Annotated in this window: 17 protein-coding genes; 3 read left to right on the forward strand and 14 right to left on the reverse strand. The window is 53.6% G+C overall.

Annotated elements, in window-relative coordinates; translation table 11 throughout:
• Nucleotides 1-3 precede the first annotated feature (3 nt).
• The 9 genes from wcaF to C0557_RS16270 form a co-directional block, all read right to left on the reverse strand.
• On the reverse strand, nucleotides 4-558 hold the full coding sequence (gene wcaF / locus C0557_RS16230) for a colanic acid biosynthesis acetyltransferase WcaF (RefSeq protein ID WP_007371260.1): 555 nt from the start codon (nucleotides 556-558) through the stop codon (nucleotides 4-6).
• A gap of 22 nt (nucleotides 559-580) precedes the next feature.
• Nucleotides 581-1,327, reverse strand: a complete 747-nt coding sequence (gene wcaE, locus C0557_RS16235; protein WP_074778218.1) for a colanic acid biosynthesis glycosyltransferase WcaE — start codon at nucleotides 1,325-1,327, stop codon at nucleotides 581-583.
• Nucleotides 1,328-1,340: 13 nt separating this feature from the next.
• Nucleotides 1,341-2,561: a colanic acid polymerase WcaD gene (gene wcaD / locus C0557_RS16240; RefSeq protein ID WP_208659504.1), complete on the reverse strand. Its 1,221-nt coding sequence runs from the start codon at nucleotides 2,559-2,561 to the stop codon at nucleotides 1,341-1,343.
• Nucleotides 2,536-3,753 (reverse strand): colanic acid biosynthesis glycosyltransferase WcaC, encoded by a 1,218-nt coding sequence (gene wcaC / locus C0557_RS16245; RefSeq protein WP_074778222.1) that lies wholly within the window; start codon nucleotides 3,751-3,753, stop codon nucleotides 2,536-2,538. The genes wcaD and wcaC overlap by 26 nt, the downstream gene beginning before the upstream one ends.
• A complete protein-coding gene (wcaB, locus tag C0557_RS16250) occupies nucleotides 3,750-4,241 on the reverse strand; it encodes a colanic acid biosynthesis acetyltransferase WcaB (RefSeq protein ID WP_074778224.1) in 492 nt (163 codons plus the stop codon). The genes wcaC and wcaB overlap by 4 nt, the downstream gene beginning before the upstream one ends.
• Complete coding sequence (gene wcaA / locus C0557_RS16255; protein ID WP_208659507.1) at nucleotides 4,242-5,087, reverse strand: colanic acid biosynthesis glycosyltransferase WcaA; 846 nt, start codon at nucleotides 5,085-5,087, stop codon at nucleotides 4,242-4,244. It abuts the gene before it with no gap.
• 105 nt (nucleotides 5,088-5,192) lie between these two features.
• Nucleotides 5,193-7,361 carry a tyrosine-protein kinase Wzc gene (wzc, locus tag C0557_RS16260; RefSeq protein WP_208659509.1) on the reverse strand — a complete coding sequence of 723 codons (2,169 nt, stop codon included), beginning with the start codon at nucleotides 7,359-7,361 and terminating at the stop codon, nucleotides 5,193-5,195.
• 2 nt (nucleotides 7,362-7,363) lie between these two features.
• Nucleotides 7,364-7,807 (reverse strand): low molecular weight protein-tyrosine-phosphatase Wzb, encoded by a 444-nt coding sequence (gene wzb / locus C0557_RS16265; protein WP_074778424.1) that lies wholly within the window; start codon nucleotides 7,805-7,807, stop codon nucleotides 7,364-7,366.
• A gap of 2 nt (nucleotides 7,808-7,809) precedes the next feature.
• Nucleotides 7,810-8,952 (reverse strand): polysaccharide export protein, encoded by a 1,143-nt coding sequence (locus tag C0557_RS16270; RefSeq protein ID WP_074778231.1) that lies wholly within the window; start codon nucleotides 8,950-8,952, stop codon nucleotides 7,810-7,812.
• A 689-nt stretch (nucleotides 8,953-9,641) separates the two neighbouring features.
• Between C0557_RS16270 and C0557_RS16275 the strand changes: the two genes are divergently transcribed.
• On the forward strand, nucleotides 9,642-11,225 hold the full coding sequence (locus C0557_RS16275; protein ID WP_208659511.1) for a TerC family protein: 1,584 nt from the start codon (nucleotides 9,642-9,644) through the stop codon (nucleotides 11,223-11,225).
• 4 nt (nucleotides 11,226-11,229) lie between these two features.
• Here the strand turns inward: C0557_RS16275 and C0557_RS16280 are convergent, their stop codons facing one another.
• Complete coding sequence (locus C0557_RS16280; protein WP_208659513.1) at nucleotides 11,230-11,985, reverse strand: DeoR/GlpR family DNA-binding transcription regulator; 756 nt, start codon at nucleotides 11,983-11,985, stop codon at nucleotides 11,230-11,232.
• 84 nt (nucleotides 11,986-12,069) lie between these two features.
• On the opposite strand from C0557_RS16280, the gene C0557_RS16285 reads away from it, so the two are divergent.
• Nucleotides 12,070-12,654: an NUDIX domain-containing protein gene (locus C0557_RS16285; RefSeq protein WP_208659515.1), complete on the forward strand. Its 585-nt coding sequence runs from the start codon at nucleotides 12,070-12,072 to the stop codon at nucleotides 12,652-12,654.
• A 42-nt stretch (nucleotides 12,655-12,696) separates the two neighbouring features.
• Here the strand turns inward: C0557_RS16285 and asmA are convergent, their stop codons facing one another.
• The 3 genes from asmA to udk form a co-directional block, all read right to left on the reverse strand.
• Nucleotides 12,697-14,544 (reverse strand): outer membrane assembly protein AsmA, encoded by a 1,848-nt coding sequence (gene asmA, locus C0557_RS16290; RefSeq protein ID WP_208659517.1) that lies wholly within the window; start codon nucleotides 14,542-14,544, stop codon nucleotides 12,697-12,699.
• A gap of 21 nt (nucleotides 14,545-14,565) precedes the next feature.
• The gene (gene dcd, locus C0557_RS16295) at nucleotides 14,566-15,147 is read right to left on the reverse strand and encodes a dCTP deaminase (RefSeq protein ID WP_007371246.1); all 582 of its coding nucleotides are present in this window, start codon (nucleotides 15,145-15,147) and stop codon (nucleotides 14,566-14,568) included.
• A gap of 83 nt (nucleotides 15,148-15,230) precedes the next feature.
• Nucleotides 15,231-15,872: a uridine kinase gene (gene udk, locus C0557_RS16300; RefSeq protein ID WP_074778241.1), complete on the reverse strand. Its 642-nt coding sequence runs from the start codon at nucleotides 15,870-15,872 to the stop codon at nucleotides 15,231-15,233.
• A gap of 353 nt (nucleotides 15,873-16,225) precedes the next feature.
• Here udk and C0557_RS16305 point away from each other — a divergent pair, with 353 nt between their 5' ends.
• The gene (locus C0557_RS16305) at nucleotides 16,226-19,555 is read left to right on the forward strand and encodes a diguanylate cyclase (protein ID WP_208659519.1); all 3,330 of its coding nucleotides are present in this window, start codon (nucleotides 16,226-16,228) and stop codon (nucleotides 19,553-19,555) included.
• A 38-nt stretch (nucleotides 19,556-19,593) separates the two neighbouring features.
• On the opposite strand, the gene alkA is transcribed toward C0557_RS16305, so the two are convergent.
• Nucleotides 19,594-20,436, reverse strand: a complete 843-nt coding sequence (gene alkA, locus C0557_RS16310; protein ID WP_208659520.1) for a DNA-3-methyladenine glycosylase 2 — start codon at nucleotides 20,434-20,436, stop codon at nucleotides 19,594-19,596.
• Nucleotides 20,437-20,511: the final 75 nt, after the last annotated feature.

Below are 20,511 nucleotides of genomic sequence, written 5' to 3' on the forward strand. Positions count from 1 at the left end.
CTGTTAGGGAGTTACCTTTTCAACGCGTTCGCGCGTCACCACTGCGGGATTGCCACGGCAAATTGCATTTGCCGGAAGCGATTTAAAAACACTACTGCGCGCACCGACTACCGTCCCGTCGCCGATGGAGACGCCCGGCGCGACAAAAACATCCGTTGCCAGCCAGCACTTCTCACCAATCACGATTGGCGTCGCGTTAATATCGAAATGCGCGCTCTGATAATCGTGACTGCCGGTGCACAAATAACATTTCTGTGAAACCACGGAATTTGCGCCGATGGTGATATCACCAAGGGTGTACAACACCGCGTCATCACCGACCCAACTGTAATCGCCTAATGTTAATTTCCACGGGTAGGTAATCTTTACCGATGGGCGAATAACCACGCCCTTACCAACCTTTGCGCCAAATAAACGCAAGAGGAATGCACGCCAGCGATACAGCACCTGTGGAGACCAGGCAAATAATGTCGCCTGCACCGCCCACCACAGTTGAACCTTAATAGCATTGCCGCCCCGAAAGCCTTTCGGCACGGAGAATCCTTGTAAATCCTGCATCTTTATTCCCTATATTTGAGCGTTATGCTTTGTTATATAAGGCCTTTGCTTTGCCAGTCGTCCGCAAGCGCAACATATATGACAATTGCGCCCAAAAACCCGGGACTCGTAATATTGTGCGCTGAACTTTGCGGGCATCCTGACATAATTCAACGTTATTAGAGGTAGATACGCCGCCCATCGAAAATTCAGACACCAGCCCTTTCAAACGCTTGAAAGGAAAACCGGCTTTAAACATTCTGGCTGCTAATGCGTAATCGGAAGAGACTTTGAATTGCAGATCGTAGGGGTATGTTTTCAGACCATTCACCGGGAAAAATATAGCCTGATGGCTGGCCGGCAAGCTGTGGTAAATATACCAGCCATGTTTGGCGCTACGGCGTAATTTGTTGCCGTCGCCAAAATCCAGCAGCGCATCGCCAATATACATGGCGTTTTCGCTTTCTTCATCTAACTGGCGAACAACATCCACAATTTCCTCATGGAAAATATCGCCGGAATTCAAAAACAATGCATAGCGTCCCGTCGCCATGTCAATGCCTTTATTCATGGCATCATAAATGCCTTTGTCACGCTCGCTGATAAAACGTAAATTGTATTGTCCGTTGAGATTTTTCAGAAATTCCGCAGTACCATCCTGCGAGCCGCCGTCAACGACAATCCATTCGAATTCGATATTCTGCGCTTTCGCCAGGTGAGCCAGAGACTGCCAGGTCTTCATCACACCTTCATAATTGCGAAACGCGACAGTAATAACACTTAGCAGCATATGACCCACCTTTTCATGAATTCACGATATTCAGCGCTTTACGCAGAATAAACGGACAAACAATTAAAAACGCATATTCCGGGCTAAAAATTGACCCCGTAAAAAACAACGATATAGGCGTAAACAGGTAAAGCTGTACGCGAAAATTCTGATTATTGCCAAAGGCATTTACCATCATTTTCCCGACTTTGAACAAATACCATCCTGTCAGCAACACTGCGAACCATGAGAAATAAATGATCAGCAGATACAACCCATTGTCTATTGTTTTCCCGACATCTGCACCGTTAAAGATTCCGAATGATGCGACATATTCATAAAGTGAGCCAAATCTTACTACCCCGTCAATATTGGTCAGCGAATATCCCACCATCACCAGCGGACCGATAATACGGTAATAAGAAGAAGAACCTTCCGTCCCTAAATCGCCGAGTCGTTCGGCAATATAGGGGAAAGCGAAAACCACACCGACAACAAAAACCGCGAGTGAAATAATCGCCAGCGGTAACTTTTTACGCATCGCCTCTTTGTTCAGATACTGGAATGCCCACTCCAGCAAATAAAACAGGATAAAAGTCATTACCCCAGAGAACGATCCCGAAAGTACTATCCCTGCCAAAATCATAGCATCGGTCTTCGGAGTTTTGATACCAAACTGTTTGATACTGAGCCAAATTGAGATTAATGCCAGAGCGAAGAATGCCGGTTCGAAATATAACGCAGTAGTACGCTTACCGCCGAACTTGATAAAATTCAGCACGTAACTGTTGCTGTAGATGAGGTATTTAGAAATACCCTCCATCAAACTACTCCCACCGGTGAGAATAATCTGAGCCATTTCCATTGCCGCAAGCATCACCACCATTGCCACGACCACATAGAAGAATCGCAAAATCTTGCGGTAATTATGGGGCGATATGGTTTTAAAGCGAATGCTCCACACCATGCCGACAATGACCACAATGTAAACAAACAGCATGGTTGAAGTGACATATTTGCTGGCATCCAGCGATTTACCAAAAATAAAGTTAAACAGCGTTAACCCGGCTCCCGCCCCCAGCGCAATCATCAACTTTTTCAGATTAATTTTGTCGAGGTAGAGCAACAGCAGCAGCGGCAAAAACGTCACGATAGTGATCGGGAAACTCTCACCAAGCTGCATGATTTTCACGTTAACCAGCAGGTAAATCACCGGCAGCAGCAGGTAACTACAGACTCTGATAGAACGAGACATATTCCTCCAGCATCTGTTGTCCACTGTAGGCCAGGCGGCTGCGCGCGCGAAACGCGTCGAGGCTTTCGCCAAACACCGCCTGGGCAATTTCTGCTTTACGGCACTGCACCAGCGGCAGCACCTCCTGTTCGGCAAAGGTTTTACCGCCGGATTTCTGCAACACTTCCCGCGCCGCATCGCTGTGCGTGGCGATCACCGGCACGCCAATGGAGAGCGCTTCGCAGAGGATCAACGGATAGTTATCCACCCGGGATGAGAAGACCAGCGCATCCAACTGATTGAGTTCACTCATCAATTGGCGCTTGTCGGTCAGAAAGCCGTGATTGACAACGTTTTGCCCCTCAAACGGAGAAAACTTGCCAAAGGTGTGCAGCTCCACGCGGTCACCCAGCGCCATGATGTCGCGCACCAACTGCTGGTTGGTTTTACCGTCATAGCGCAGATCATGAGCAACAACGGCGATTTTCGGTTTTCCTTCGGTGGCTTTTACCGGCGCGAGTTCAGCCAGAATCGCCTCGGTCGCAACATCAATACCGTTATTAATAATGTTGCAGCGCCCTGCGCCATAGAGGCTGTTAAAAGCGTCCGCCACATGCTGGCTGGGGGAGATAAACTGGCAGCCCAGCGCCAACATATTGTTAAATAACTGACGCTTGTGGTTGACCAGTTGATGCGCGCGATCCACCTTCACCGGCGGATAGTTGTTCAGCGTCGGGCATTTGCGGCAATTCTCTTTCCAGCCTTCGCAGCCGTCGGTAAAGGCGCAGCGCCCGGTTACGCTCCAGTGATCGTGCAGCGTCCAGACCAGCGTGACGTCAGGTTTGTGCGCTTTCACTTTCTGGCAGAACGCCACCAAATCATCAAGGTTCAGCCAGTAGCTGTGCATCACATGAAAGTGCAATACCACCGGCCCTTGCGTGCGGGTGACGGTGCGATAAAGGTTATTCAAATTGCCAAAAACATCGCGGTTAAACAGGCGGAACAGCGCGAGATTAGCAACGGAAGTCAGACGCGGCGTCTGCTTGTAAACCTGCGGGTAGTTATCGTGACTGACACTTTTTTTCCCGCCTTTGCCGTAGCCATAAATAAAACGTGACTGCATACCCTTTTGCAGCGCGCGCTGGTGTAAATCCAGCGCCACGCCCGCAGCGCCGCCTTCGGCAAGGCGGACATTGAATTGTAAAATATTCATTTGATCACCTTCACGCGCGCTTTCTCACCCACCACCAGCGCGTTATCGGGGATGCTGTCGAGTACGACGCTTCCCGCGCCGATAGTGACATTGTTGCCAATAGTGATGTCGCCAATGATCACCACATTTGCGCCCAGCTCGACATTGTTGCCAATCACCGGGCAGGCCAGATTATCAGGCCCACGATTGCCGATGGTGACGCCGTGACGAACGGTGAAGTCATCGCCCGCAACCACATATTTATTGATCACCACCGCATAGCCGTGATGGATAGTAAAACGGCGCCCAATGGTCGCAGCAGCCTGGATTTCGTAGCCAAACAGACACTCGGTGACAAAGCGATAGAGCAGGATCGCAGGCGCAGCCCACAAATTGTTGATGACATGCTTTTTGCGCCATACAGAGCAAAAGTGAGCAATACGGTAAGCCGCAACCATGCAGCAGGGGCGCAAATTCCAGTGGTTTGCGCGAAAATCTTCCAGTCGCATTTATTTCCCCCGCAGCCCGTCAGCCAGTCGTTTACCGTTACGCAGCGAGAACAACGTCAGCAGCGTGCGCCAGGTCATGCGCTTATTGCGGATCTGATACAGCGTAAACAACTGATATTTTTTGCTGGCGCGATCGAACTTGTTTTTATGCTTACGATAAAAGTGGAAGTAGCCAGAGAATTTCTTCGGCGACGAGGTGATTTGCATTTCGCCGTGGTTGACGTGCAGGATCTGCGTGGCTTCTTCAATCTTCCACGGTTCGCCATACTCATCCACCATGCGCAGGAAAATATCGTAATCCTGAGCCGCTTTCAGTTGCGTGTCGAACAAGCTCTCTTTGAAGCGCCAGGCCCAGGTAAAGACCTGGTTGCCGACGATGTTGCGCTTCCAGAACAGCTTGCGTGAGAACGGCGATTTCGGATACAGCGGCAAACTGGTCGGTTGTGCATAAACCTCGCCCTGGCAGAGATAATCATTGGCATAGAGAAACGCGCGGGTGTTGAGCAGATGTTTGTGCGCCAGAAAAACCGACAGCCTGTTCGGCGTCCATTCATCGTCGTCGTCAATCCCGGTAATGTACTGCCCCTGCGCCTGTAAAATCGCCTGGTTACGCACCGCGCAGGCCCCCGAGTTATAGGGATTGCGCGTGTAGCTCACGCGCGAATCGCCCAGATCTTCAACAAACTGTTGCAGTTGTTCATACGCGTCGGAACAGTCGTCCACCACGATCATTTCCCAGTGCGGGTAATCCTGGCGCAGCACCGATTTAATGGCGCGGATCGCCAGTTGTTGCCGGTTCCAGGTTGGCATATAGATAGAAATTAATGGGTTTGCTGTTGTGCTCATGATGCGATCCCTAATGCGTTCAACATGCCACGTTCGCCCCCACGTCTGCTCCCCCGCCGGACGGAGGGAGAGCAGTTCGTGCTAAAGATTGAAGTGAGGGACTGGTTATTTCGAATCGGACTTGTATTCGTATTCGTAGTAGCCGTAATCCTGATAGCCGGTCGCGCGGCGGAAAATCGAGTTCAGTATCACGCCCTTAACCTCAATACCGTTCTGTTCGAAGCGGCTCAGACTGGTCTGGATCTCTTTCAGGGTGTTTACGGCGTAGCGAGCCACCATCAGCGTGGTGCCGGCATGACGACCGACAATCGCCGCGTCCGTCACTGCCAGAATTGGCGGGGTGTCGATCAGCACCAGGTCATAGTGGCTGCTGGCCCATTTCACCAGTTGTGTAAAACGTTCGCTCATCAACAGTTCGGACGGATTCGGCGGCACCAGGCCGCGCGGAACCAGATCGAAGTTGCTGATGGAGGTCGGTTTGGCGCAATGCTCAATCGACCCTTTTCCGGCCAGCACATCGGACAAACCGTTAATGTTGTCGGTGCCCAGCAGTTCGTGGGTGTAACCTTTGCGCATGTCACAGTCGATCAGTAGCACACGTTTGTTGGTCTGGCTGATCACCGCGGCGAGGTTGGCACAGACAAAGGTTTTACCGATGGAGGGGCTGACCCCGGTCATCATCAGCACATTATTAGTGGACTGCATCATGGCGAAGTGCAGGCTGGTACGCAGACTGCGCACGGCTTCAATCGCCAGATCTGTCGGGTTACCCACTGCCAACAACTGGCTCTGCTTGTAGCGTTTCACACCTTTAACGGTTTTGACGCTATCACGTGCTTTCTGCCATTCGGAAAGCGGGATGCTGGCATAAACGCTGATGCCGTGCTCTTCGAGGATCTGCGGGCTTTCCACACCGCGATTGAACAGCGAGCGCAGCAGAACGCCAACCACGGAGACAATCAGGCCAAGAATAATGCTACCGAGAATGATCAACGCTTTCTTCGGTTTCAGCACGCCAGGCTGGGTGATCGCCGGGTCGACAATACGCACATCGCCCACGGTACTGGCCTGGGTAATACGCAGTTCCTGCTGTTTATTCAGCAGTTGCATGTAGACCTGCTGGCCGGATTCGACATCACGCGTCAGGCGAACAATTTCCTGTTGCGTTTGCGGCATCGCGGTAATGCGGTCGTTCAGCTTCGCTTTTTCATCTTCCAGCGCTTTACGTTTTTCCAGCAGCGTGCGGTATGCCGGGTGAACTTTGGTGTACAACTTGGAGATTTCCGCTTCGCGGAAAGTCAGTTCGTTCAACTGCGAGTCGATGTTGACCATCGAATCGAGCACCGATTTGGCTTCCAGCGGCAGATCGACAGAGTCTTTGGTCTGGCGATAAGTGTTGAGCTTATCTTCTGCGATATCCAGATTGTGGCGCACTTCCGGCAGCTGTTTATCAAGGAATACCAGACTCTTCGCTGCTTCCTCGGATTTACGCTCGATATTTTGCTCAAGGTAGTTACGGGTAATGCTGTTCAAAATAGCGCGGATCTGATCGCGATCTTCACCGGTATACGTCAGGCTGAGCACACCGGTATCTTTACCGTTCTCCACTACCGTCAGGTTGTTTTGCAGGTTGTTAATCATCCCCAGCGTGGAGAATTTAGTGACGGTAAACTCGGAGTCATTCGAGGCAAGAATGTCGCTCACCATCATGGTCACGCCCTGCTTGCTCAGCAACTTGCCGACTTCGCCACGCGCCTCAAAACCGCCATCGCTGGTTAACTGATACTGTTTTGGGCTCAGCACTTTCAGCGTAAAGGTCTGCTGATTCATTCCGGCAGGCAAAGTAAAGCTGGTGACTTTCACCGTCTCGTTCTGCCGCCCCATCAGCCGCTCCCAGCCGGTACCGAACAGCGGAAAGGTGTTTTTCACCACGGAGATATCGAGATCCAGATCTTCAACGGTTTTGCCCAGCACCAGACGCGACTGGATAAGCTGGATTTCCGCATCTGACGCAGGTGGCTTATTCGACAGGGCGCTGCTGATATCCTGCACCAGTGAACTGCCGGTGTTTTGTTCGATTTGCACCAGTGAATCGGCGCTGTAAATGGGTGTCGCAAACAGGCAGTAGACAACCGCGATCAGTGCAAACACCGAGGTGATGCCCAGTACCCACCAGCGAGCTTCAATGATAGTGCCGAGCAAACGGCCAATATCGATTTCGTCATTGCCCACCACCGGGGCAGCAGAATGCGAATGGTGTGTTTTCTCTGTCATTATTATCCCTGCTGAGCTTGCAATGCCTGCACCCACTGGCGGGCAGACTGGTCAAGTAAGGTGTAAACGGCTTCAAAAGCTTCACGACTTTTACGATACGGGTCGGGAATTTCTCGTTCGTTATCCCAGTGGCCAAATAACATGACCTTGCCGCGCATCTCCGGGGCAATCTCACACAGGCTGGCGATGTGGCGTTTTTCCATGACCAGAATCAGGTCATATTCACGACACATGACGCCGGAAACCTGCCGTGCACAATGTCCTTCGAGAGAAAGTTGATTGTCTGCCGCTACGCTCACCGCGTTAGCATCCGCGCCACGTCCAACCAGCGCGCCCAGCCCTGCTGATGCCACCGTTAATCCGGGCTGGTATTTTTTCAGCAGTCGCTCTGCTGTCGGGGAACGACAAATGTTCCCCACACAAACCACCAGAATTTTGTTGAACATAATCATTGCAAGCTTTGGATGTCGTTGGCCGTGTTGGTCATGTAGCGAACGCCACTGATTGTCGGCAGCAACTGGTTGATAAGACGATTCCAGCGCGCCACCGGCGCAGTCGTGACGTACACCACGTCATACGGCTGGAGTCGGAAATTCGTCGCCATCACCAGAGAGGTGGCGTCCGACATATCAAGCTGGTAGATATTGGCAATCTTGCCGTTGCGGTCCTCGCCGCCTTTCAACGGACGGATAACGAAGATGCCGCTGGCGTTGGATGTCGTCAGGTCGAGACCTTCGGCCTGGCCAAGCGCTTCCGTCAACGTCATGCCGCTGAAGTCCATTTTGAGCGTGCTCTGTTTTTTCACTTCGCCCATTACAAACACTTTCAGATCGTCATTACGCGGTACAAAGAGGATATCGCCCGGATAAAGCAGACGGTTCTGACTGAGGTCGCCATTTTGCATCAGTGCCTGGAGCGAAATACGCTGCTCTTTTCCATCGTGCGTCAGCACGACGTTGCGCCAGTCGGCATTGTCGGTCAGCCCGCCCGCCGCGTTGATAGCGTCCAGCACGGTAAGCGGCACGTTGGTGATCGCCTGCTGGCCGGACTTGCCGACCTGGCCGGAGATATAGGCTTTTTGTGAGCGGAATGCGGCGATATTAACGTCCACCTGCGGGTCAGCAATGTACGTCGCTAAACGGCTGGTAATATCACTGCGGATCTCGGCGAGGGTTTTCCCCACCACCTTTACCTTCCCAACATAGGGATAAAACATGGTGCCATCAGGCTGCACCCAGTTGCCTGTGTCGCTGGAGCTACGATATTGACCCGCTGGCGTGGTTAATTCCGGGTGATCCCAGACGGTGACATTCAATACATCCCCTGGCCCTACACGATACTGGTAAGCCGCAATTTCGTTGTCGAGCGACATATTTGGTTGAGCGACATTAACGCGCGGGCGCAATTGTTCAATCAGACGTGGTGTTAAAGGATAAACATTCACCATGCGGTCTAAATCAAAGTCTGCATCCTGCTGTTTAATCACATCCTTTCCCATCGTAGTCATATTGCTACCGGGGAAAACAGTGCAGCCACTCATCAAGCTTATGGACACCAATAATGGCATCAATTTCATTTTAGATTTCATCATTGATTAATTATCACTTTGGCAGAGTAATTATCCTGTGCGATTTATATAAGCGCTCAAGTTGTACACAGAATCAGAATGCAGTTAATTACAAAAGAATATAACTGGCATCAATCCTAAAAAGCGTTTATTCAACCACATGCGATTACAGAATAATCCAGGCTGATTGACATACCCACAGGCACGCTACCGCCCCTGGCTTTCAGTTACCAATTCACTGAACATCTCTAACTCATTGATAGTTATCCCTTAAAGGCCTTTAGGTCGCAATGGACCGCAGACCAGAAAAAATACGGCAGGAATCGAATTTGTAACGAATAACGATGACGAAAATAACATCGTTAGTATATTTGAGTGATGCAGGAAGAATTGTTGCAGCTAAGCGAATAGCAGGCAAGGCACCAACCCTGATAAACATATTTTTAAGAATAAGTTTAAGAACAAAGTTTTCGAATTTTAAGACTAACCGTATATTGACAATCTTTGTATATGGAATTACTTATGCGAAATATCCTAATTTGCTAATTTTTCTCTTATAATTAATCACAGTAACAATAAGGAAATTGAATTTATACATATTGCTCATATCCAATAAATTAAGAATAATCGCAGGCTGGCATTGCAATTTTATCCAGCTTTATCCATGATCGCACTGTGACAATTGTCATATCACAGAAGGTGTTACGTTTACGATGGAATGGATTGCGGATCCATCAATCTGGGCCGGGCTGATCACGCTGGTGGTGATTGAGCTGGTACTCGGTATTGATAACCTGGTTTTTATTGCGATTCTTGCGGAAAAATTGCCAGCGGCGCAGCGCGATCGCGCCCGTATTACCGGGCTGCTGCTGGCGATGTTAATGCGACTACTTTTGCTGGCCTCAATCTCCTGGCTGGTGACACTTACCAATCCTCTGTTTACGGTGCGCGGCTTGAGTTTCAGCGCGCGCGATCTGATTATGCTGCTCGGCGGCCTGTTTCTGCTGTTTAAAGCGACGGTGGAACTGAATGAGCGCCTGGAAGGCAAAGACAGCGACAATCCAACGCAGCGGCGTGGCGCGAAGTTCTGGGTTGTGGTCACCCAGATCGTGGTACTGGATGCGGTTTTCTCGCTCGACTCGGTGATCACCGCCGTCGGCATGGTTGACCACCTGGCCGTCATGATGGCCGCCGTGGTAATTGCCATTTCCCTGATGCTGCTGGCCAGTAAATCCCTGACACGCTTCGTCAACAGCCACCCGACGATTGTTATTCTTTGTCTCAGTTTCCTGCTGATGATCGGTTTTAGCCTGGTGGCCGATGGTTTTGGTTTCCATATTCCGAAAGGTTATCTGTACGCCGCAATTGGTTTCTCGGTGATGATTGAAGCGCTGAACCAGTTGGCTATCTTTAATCGCCGCCGTTTTCTGTTCGCCAACCAGACGCTACGCCAGCGCACAACAGAAACGGTGATGCGCCTGCTCAGCGGACGTAAAGAGGATGCTGAACTGGATGCCGATACCGCCTCGATGCTGCACGACAGCGACGATAGCCAGATCTTTAATCCGCAAGAGCGGCGCATGATTGAGCGGGTGCTTAACCTCAATCAGCGCTCGGTTAGCAGCATCATGACGTCGCGCCACGATATTGAGCATATCGATCTCAGCGCGCCGGAAGCAGAGATCCGCGCCCTGCTGGATAAAAACCAGCATACGCGCGTGGTGGTTACGGGCGGCGATGCTGAAGAGGATTTGCTCGGCGTCGTCCATGTGCTCGATCTGCTGCAACAATCCCTGCGCGGCGAACCGCTGGATCTCAAGGCGCTGATCCGCCAGCCGCTGGTGTTCCCGGAAGCGCTGCCGCTGCTGCAGGCGCTGGAGCAGTTCCGCAATGCCCGCACCCACTTCGCTTTCGTGGTCGATGAGTTTGGTTCCGTGGAAGGTATTGTCACTCTCAGCGACGTGATGGAGACCATCGCCGGGAATCTGCCGAACGAAGTGGAAGAGATCGATGCGCGCCACGATATTCAGAAAAACAGCGATGGCAGTTGGACGGCCAATGGTCATATGCCGCTGGAGGATCTGGTGCAGTACATCGCGCTGCCGCTGGATGAGAAGCGCGATTACCACACCATTGCCGGCCTGCTGATGGAGTACCTGCAACGGATCCCCAAACCTGGCGAAGAGGTTCAGGTGGGCGATGTTCTGCTGAAAACCCTGGAAGTTGAGAGCCACCGCGTGCAGAAAGTGCAAATCATTCCGCTGACGCGTGACGAAGATCCGGACTACGAAGTGTAAATGGCTACGCTTTAACCACCGTCACGCCGCGCTGGTTGAACGGGGCCAGCAGGCGATCGTCGGTCTGCGCATCCACCACCAGCGTGTTAATCAGCGAGATATCGCCAATCACCCACGGCGATGCGCTGTTCAGTTTCTCCGGCGAGGCCAGAACCACGGTCTCTGCCGCCCTGTCGGCCAGCGCGCGCTTGATACGCGACTCCTCAAAATCCCCGGTGCTGAGACCAGCTTCCACATGGACGCCGGTCACGCCCATAAAAAAGAGGTCGGCGCGTATCCGGCTGATAGACTCCAGCGCGCCTGCACCAACGTTGACGATCGAATGTTTGTAGAGATGGCCACCGATCATCACCACTTCAATCAGCGGATGCTGTGCCAGCCCAACGGCGATACTAGGGCTGTGTGTTACCACGGTAATGCGTAAATCCTGCGGGAAATGCGTAATCAACTCAGAGGTCGTTGTACCGCCATCTATCATAACAACCTGCCCTGCTGAGACGAGCTGAGCGCCTTTCTGCGCGATACGCCGCTTGGCGTCCGACTGCAAATGTTGCCGCTCAGCAAATGTTACCGTAGCGGCGGAAGATGGCAGTGCGCCGCCATGCACACGCTGCAATAAACCCTCAGCCGCCAGCTCACGCAGATCGCGCCGCACGGTATCTTCCGAGATGCCAAACCGTTCGCTGAGTTCTTTCGACAACACCTGCCCTTCTTCAGCAAGCTGGCTGAGGATCAATTGCTTACGTTGTGGGGTTAGCATTGCGTTGCTCCTGTTTGCACGAAACATCTTGATCATGCACGAATGTGCACGCTATGCTGCTATCTTACCCGCACAGGAGCTGATATGTCATCTGAAAATGCACAAGTACGCATTATTGCGTCGATGCCCCTCGCTGAAGACTGGGGAAAACTGACCAAATACACCTTTGATTACCGCCGTCACGACGGTGAATGGCAGCGCCAGACCCGCGAAGTGTATGACCGGGGCAACGGCGCGGTGATCCTGCTGTATAACCGCAGCAAGCGGAGCGTAATCCTCACCCGACAGTTTCGTTTACCGCTTTTCGTCAACCAGCATCACGGTTTTTTGCTGGAAGCGGCCGCAGGTCTACTGGATGAGCTTGAGCCTGAAGAGCGCATTCGCCACGAAGCGGAAGAAGAGACCGGCTACCGGCTGGAACAGGTGCAGAAAGTATTCGCGGCGTGGATGAGCCCCGGCTCCGTCAGCGAAAAATTGCACTTTTTTATTGCTGAATACGATGACAGCAAACGCACCGGAAAAGGCGGCGGCGTGTCCGAAGAGGGAGAGGATATTGAAGTGGTGGAGATGGATTTCGCCACTGCACTGGCGGCAATCCGTACGGGCGATATTGCCGACGGCAAGACCATTATGCTGCTGCAACATCTGGCGCTGGAGGGCATTTTATAGCCCGACAGCGCCGTTGCTTATCCGGCCAAACTGGCCGGAGAGTTACATCTTATCAAGCAGCTTTTTCAGGTCTTTGCTGTTTTGCGAATCTTTATTACGCTCAGCCCAGTCGTTGAGACGACGTTTGGCTTCATCCTGCAAATGCTTACGCAATACCTGGTCCACTTGCAGGCTATAGTTGAGGGCCTGCCATTTACCGTAAACGCGCAGTGGGATTGGCGTCGCTTTCAGGAAATCGATCAACGCGCTATCGCCTTCCCATCCTTCCAGCACCCGGACATTAAAGCGCGTATCGGCCTGCTCCTGCACCAGATCCATCTTGCCTTCCCCGGAGAGCGCCAGCAGCGCGGAGCTACCCTGCATATCGCTGAAGGTCATCTGTCCCTTATCCAGCGACAACTCTGCGCTGAAATTATCCAGCCGGGTGGCGCTGTCGAAATTATCTTTCGCATGCACATCGCTGCTACGCGCCACCGCCTGTTGCACCAGTTGCTGGAAGTTAAGCCCTTCCATGCGGCTGTTTTTCAGATCGATGTGCGCCTCTCCCTGCCAGTCGCGGCGGAAAGATTCCGCATCAATATCCGGGCCGCTGAAATCACCTGCCATTGTCAGGCTGCCGGTCAGCGCAATTGGGTAGTTAAACGCTTTCAGGATATTACCAATCTCAATACTCTCAAGCCGCGGCTGGAACTCGGCGTGAGGCTGCTTGCCGCGCACATCCAGCGTGCCAGGCAATGAGATTTGCCCGCTCCCCATTTTGCCCTGCAACGTCGGGATAGCCAGCAAACCGGCATTATTGTTGAGCTGGCCGCTGACATCGGCAAACTGCATACCGCGCCAGCGCACGTTTTTCGCGGTGATGCCGATTTGCGCCGTAAAATCGCGCAGTTCGTTGTACTGCGGCGTATCCGCCCCGCTGGCAATCACCGGACGCGGCAGGCGGTTTTGTTCCTGACCCTGTGGCGTCACGCCGTCGCCGCTCAGCGTCACTTCCGCCGGCAGCAAGTTATCCAGATTGAGATTATCGAACTGCACATCGAGCGCCCAGACTGGCTGCGAGCCAAACGTTACGCTTCCCTTGCCGGTAAAGGCGCTGTCATTCGCGCTCAGACTGACATCATTCAGCGTCAGCCGCTGTGCCACGCCTTGCCACTGCGCTTGCAATGAGCCCGCCCCGCTAATGCCCTTCGGCGGCGTATCGCCCCCCTGAAGCTGCCACTGCAATTTATCGATAGCGGCGCTGACATTACGCGGATAGTCGCGTGCATCCATTTTCGCGCTGAATGAAAGCGTCAGGTCGCGCTGATTGCGGTTAACCCGCCCGGAGAAATCCAGCGTCGCCTGATATTGCGCATCCTGCTCCATTTGCAGATGAATATCGCGTACCGTCACCGGTTCATCGTTGGCGCGCTGGAAAACCAGCAGACTATCCGCAACCTGTAAGCGGGCAATATCCCATGACCAGCCGCGATCGGATTCCACCTGCGGCAGTGAGTTGCCATGCGGCGCCACCGGCGCATTTTTTTCCGGTGCCGCTTCGCTTTGCGGAGTGAGCTGGATCACCGCGCCCTTCAGCATCACTTGTTTCACCTGTAACTGGTGCGACAGCAACGGCCACAGGTTGACATCAAGACGCATATTATCGGCTTTCACCACCGGCATTTCCGCGCCGGGGGCCGTCAACGTGACGCGGCCAGAGAGGATGCTAAGCTGCGGCCAGACGTGCCAGCGCAGCGGGCCATCAAGCTGTAGCTGATAGCCGCTCCGCACCTCCACCTGGCGCACCATGTAAGCGCGGAAATCGTTCGGATTGACCAGTAACACTAATGCCGAAAGGCCGGCAACCAGCACGACCAGCAAAATCATCAGTGTTGTTAACGCTCTTCTCATCACATCCTCAATGGAGATCAGTCAGTCTTTATCAATGCGGCTGGCGACCGCGCCTTGCTGATCGCGATACTTCGCATCTTCACGTCGGTTGTAAGGACGATCGGCCGGTCCGGAGAGCGGCTCAAAGCTCAGGGCGCCAATCAGCATGCCCGGACGCAGCGCCAGCGGCAGCTTGCCTGAATTATAGAACTCCAGCACGATACAGCCGGACCAGCCGGGATCGATACGGTGCGCGGTCACGTGCACCATCAAACCCAGACGCGCGAGGGAAGAGCGCCCGTCCAGCCAGCCAACCAGATCGGCAGGCAAGGTAACGGATTCATAGGTCACCGCCAGCGCCAGTTCGCCCGGATGCAGGAAAAACGCCTCGCCTTCATCGAGCACAATTTCGTCGCTCATTACCCGGTCAAGGGCCGCGCTGACTTCATGCTTCGGGCCGCTGAGATCGATAAACGCCGCCGTGTGTCCGCTGAACGTGCGGAATTTATTGCCGAGGCGGACATCCACCGTCGCCCCGTTAATCCGTTCTACTGGCGGACGCGGGTTAATAGCAAGCCGACCGTCATTCAGCCAGGCTTCAATATCGCGGTCACAAAGACGCATGGCGCATTCTCCTTAATAGTGCGACACGCCCCTGAGAAAATCAGGGGCCGGACTTAACACTCAGTGCTATAGCCTAACATGTATTATTCAAAAAACTGGCTGATTTTGGCTTTCAGAATATCGATAGCGATGCGGTTTTTACCGCCGCGCGGCACGATGATGTCGGCGTACTGCTTGGAGGGTTCAATAAATTGCAGGAACATCGGACGCACGGTTTTTTGATATTGCGCCATGACCGAGTCCATTGAACGGCCGCGCTCGTTAACGTCGCGCTTGATGCGGCGCATCAGGCAGATATCGAGCGGCGTATCAACGAAAATGGAGAAGTTCATCTCATCACGCAGGCGTGAATCAGTCAGCAACAGGATCCCTTCCAGGATGATCACTTTTTTCGCTTCAATGCGGATAGTTTCTTGGGTGCGAGTATGTTCCACATAGCTGTACACCGGTAACTCAATGGCTTCGCCGCGCTTGAGCGACTGCAAATGCTGGAATAACAGACTATGATCCATTGCACTGGGGTGGTCATAGTTGGTTTTTACACGCTCTTCCATCGACAGATGGCTTTGATCTTTGTAGTAGCTGTCTTCTGGAATAACGCCAATGTGTTCATCACCCACCTGCTCGCGCAGTTCACGATACAGCGTGCTGGCGATAAGACTTTTACCTGAAGCAGATGCGCCGGCGATGCCGATGATGACGCACTGATGAGACTGATCAGTCATAAATTTAGCGACCTGATTAACCTGGATGTAAAGGAAGGACGACGCCGAAGCGTCAAACGCGGCAATTATAGGGATTTCACCGTCGTGATACCAGCCGAATCCTTAGCGGAAACGGGGACGGTAAAAAGCCGCTCGCTTTTGCCCGTCTGACTGACCAGTCATCAATTAAAACGCTCAAAATTAACCCGGCGGATGCGTTTTCATTACTGACTAAGTAATTAATAACACTATGGTGTCAAATTATGAGCGCCCGGCATAGGAATTGTAAATTGTTTGTACTAGCATAATCCAAAAATCAAATTTCACTCTCCGGACGCGGTTCCGGACGTTACAGGGTTGCGGATAAAGCGGTAATGAAGAAACAACACCAGCGCGTTTTGGTTACCACCCCACATCCTGGGCTGCGGCTTGTCAGTTTAGGGCTGCTCTCTTTCATCTTTACGCTCTTCTCGCTGGAGCTTATCCGTTTTGGCACCGTTATCGCGCCGCTGTGGTTTCCCACCGCCATCATTATGGTGGGATTTTACCGCCACGCCGGGCGGATGTGGCCGGGCATCGCGCTGGCCTGCGTGCTGGGCAATGTCGCGGCGACAGTCTTGCTCTTATCGGCCAGTGCGGTCGATCTACGCTATACCGCTGTCAATGTTATCGAGGCCGCAATAGGCGCGGTGCTGCTGCGCAAACTGTTGCCCTGGTATAACCCACTGCAAAACCTTGGTGACTGGCTACGTCTGGCGGTCGGCAGCGCGATTATCCCGCCGCTGGTCGGCGGCGTGCTGGTTTGTCTGCTGGTGCCCGGTGACAATATCCTGCGGACCTTTCTGGTCTGGGTGCTGTCGGAATCGATCGGCGCGCTGGCGCTGGTGCCGCTCGGCCTGCTGTTTAAACCGCACTACCTGCTGCGTCACCGTAAACCGCAGTTGCTGCTGGAAACACTCGTTACGCTCTCTGCCACGCTCGGGCTAAGCTGGCTGGCGCTGCACTACCTGCCGTGGCCGTTTACTGCGGTCATTGTACTGCTGATGTGGAGCGCCGTACGTCTGCCGCGGGTTGAAGCCTTTCTCGTCTTTCTGATTACCATCATGATGGTCTCGCTGATGATTGCCGATGATCCCTCTCTCATCACCATGCCGAAAAGCAACGTGGTGATGAACGCGCCGTGGCTGCCGTTCCTGATGATCCTGCTGCCGGTGAACGTCATGACCATGGTGATGTACGCCTTTCGCGCCGAGCGCAAACACATTATCGAAAGCGAAGAGCGTTTTCGAAATGCGATGGAGTATTCCGCCATCGGGATGGCGCTGGTAAGCACCGAAGGACAGTGGTTGCAGGCCAACAAAGCGTTATGCCAGTTTCTGGGCTACAGCCAGGAGGAGCTGCAGCAGATGACCTTCCAGCAGCTCACCTGTCCGGAAGATTTAAACAGCGATCTGGAACAGCTTGAGCAACTGGTGCGCGGCGACATCTCTACTTACTCCATGGAAAAGCGCTATTACACGCGCAACGGCGAGCTGGTGTGGGCGCTGATGGCCGTTTCCGTTGTCCGCCACACGGATGGCACCCCGCTCTACTTTATCGCCCAGGTCGAAGACATTAACGATCTGAAGCAGACCGAGTGGGTTAACAAGCGCCTGATGGAGCGCATCACGCTGGCGAACGAAGCGGGCGGGATTGGCATCTGGGAGTGGGAGCTTGAGCCGGACATTATCAGTTGGGACAAGCGCATGTTCGAGATGTACGAAGTGCCGCCCCACACGAAACCGACATGGCAATTGTGGTACGAGCGCGTGCTGCCGGAAGACAGACCGGAAACCGAACGCATTATCCGCGACGGGCTGGCGGCGCGCATGGCCTTCAAACTGGAGTTCCGCATTAGCGTCAAAGGCGGTATTCGCCATATTCGCGCGCTGGCAAACCGCGTGCTGAACAAGCATGGCGAAGTCGAACGCCTGCTCGGCGTCAATATGGATATGACAGAAGTTAAGCAGTTGAACGACGCGCTGTTCCAGGAAAAAGAGCGCCTGCACATTACGCTCGATTCCATCGGCGAAGCGGTGCTGTGTACCGATGTGGATATGAACGTCACTTTTATGAACCCGGTGGCGGAAAAAATGAGCGGCTGGATGCAGAAACAGGCTATCGGCCAGCCGTTGCTGACGGTGCTGCGCATCACGTTTGGTGATAATGGTCCGGTGATGGAAAACATCCACAGCGGTGATATGTCGCGTTCGGCCATTGAACAGGATGTGGTACTGCACTGCCGCACCGGCGGCAGCTTCGACATTCACTACAGCGTCACGCCGCTCAGCACGCTGGATGGGCAACATATCGGCTCGGTGCTGGTGATTCAGGATGTCACGGAATCCCGCAAAATGCTGCGGCAGTTGAGCTACAGCGCTTCGCACGATGCGCTGACCCATCTGGCGAACCGGGTCAGTTTTGAAAACCATCTCAAACGCCTGCTGTTGACAGTGCAGGAATTCCACCAGCGTCATGCGCTGGTGTTTATCGATCTTGACCGCTTTAAAGCCGTCAACGATACAGCCGGGCACGCGGCGGGGGACGCCCTGCTGCGCGAGATCGCGTCGCTGATGCTCAGCATGTTGCGTTCGACCGACATTCTTGCCCGCCTTGGCGGCGATGAGTTCGGTTTGCTGCTGCCGGACTGCAATGTCGAGAGCGCGCGGTATATTTCCGGGCGTATTGTTGAAGCCATCAATGAGTACGAATTTACTTGGGAAGGCCGTTTGCACCGCGTCGGCGCCAGCGCCGGAATTTCGCTGATTGATGAAACAAACTATCAGGCTTCAGAAGTGATGTCGCAGGCGGATATCGCCTGTTACGCCTCCAAAAATAATGGGCGCGGTATCGTGACCGTGTACGAACCGCAGCAAGGTCAGATGCAGCATGAGCGCAACATGCTGTCGCTGGATGAACAGTGGCATATGATCAGAGACAATCATTTGCTGATGATTGCCCGCGGCGTGGCGTCGCCGCGCGTGCCGGAAGCCTGCAACTTCTGGCTACTCTCCCTGCGTTTGTGGACCAGCGAAGGCGAAGTGATGGAGGAGCATGCTTTTCGTTCCGACCTTAGCGAACCCGAACTCATCCGCGCTCTCGACCGCCGCGTATTCCATGAGTTTTTCCGTAACCACGCTACTGCGGTTGCGGGTAAAGGGCTCGGCGTTGCTCTGCCGCTTTCTGTGGCCGGGCTCTCCAGTACAACGCTGGTGAATGAACTGCTCGAACTGCTGGAAAGCGGCCCACTATCCGCCCGGCTGTTGCATCTGGTGGTGCACGCCGATGCGCTGATGCGTGAAGATAACATCCTGCTCGACAATCTGAAGCGGCTGCGCCAGGCGGGTTGCCGCATTATTCTCAGCCGTATCGGGCTCGATCTGGATATTTTTAACCACCTGAGTCCAAATATGGTCGATTACCTGATGCTCGATCCGGAACTGGTTACCAACGTTCACGGTAATCTGATGGACGAGATGATGGTGACCATTATTCAGGGCCACGCCCAGCGCCTTGGCATGAAGAGCATTGCCGGGCCGACCAATCAGCCGCTGATGATGGATACCCTTTCCGGCGTCGGCATCGATCTGATTTATGGCGATATTATTTCGCCGGCTCAGCCGCTGGATTTGATGCTGAATACCAGTTATTTCGCTATCAACTGACAGCCTTATCCGGCCGACAAATGCACTACCACCAGGCATCACACTTCAGGCTCCCACCCCGGCGTATACCAGATATGCAACAGCGCATAGGAGCGCCACGGCAGCCAGCGTTCGGCGTAGCGCCGCGTCTGCGCGGGTGTCATCCCGGCAAAACGCTGCTTGATCAGATAATCGTCGGGTAGAAAGATATCTTTCGCCTGCCAGCCGCGCAGGGCAAAGTAGTTGGCAGTCCAGCGGCCGATGCCGGGGAAAGTTTGCAAGGCTTTCACCCCCTGCTCCACATCCGCCGGTGCCGTCAGCGGCAGCAAACCGTCGCAGGCTGCCTGCGCCAGGTATATCAGCGATTCAGCGCGTTTGCGCGGCATGCCAAGCGTTTGTAAATCCCCGACTTGCGCCGCAGAGAGCTGCTGCGGCGTGGGAAAACAGATAAAACCGCGCTCATCCAGCGCATCGCCATAACGCTGCGCAACCTTTGCCGTCAGCTTTGCCGCCATCGCCACGCTGACTAACTGGCCTAAAATTGCCCGCACACCCTGCTCAAACGGATCAACGCATCCTGGCAGGCGCAACCCTGGTCGCGCGGCGCCCAGCGTTCCCAGCGCCGCAGTCACCTCCTGCGGATTGCAGTCCAGATCAAACAGACAGCGAATCCGTTGCAGGCACAGTTCCGCAATCGGCTGTAAACCTTCGCTGAGCGTCACCTTCAGCGTCGCGCTCGCTTCATCCGGTTCGGCGATAATCAGCCCGCGATGCTCGCCAGAGGCAAAGGAACGCACATAGCGTGTCGCATCAATCTGTTCAACGCCCGCCACGGCGCGATCGCCTAAAAATCCCAACATCCAGGCCCAGTCACAGGGCGGCTGCCAGCGCAATTCGTACATAGTTACTCCTCGTTTTCTGCTAACAGCATAAACGGCATCGGAATTTTCCGCCTTGCTTTCATATTCCGGTTGTCG

Source organism: Kosakonia sp. MUSA4 (genome assembly GCF_013085925.1).
Taxonomy (GTDB): domain Bacteria; phylum Pseudomonadota; class Gammaproteobacteria; order Enterobacterales; family Enterobacteriaceae; genus Kosakonia; species Kosakonia sacchari_B.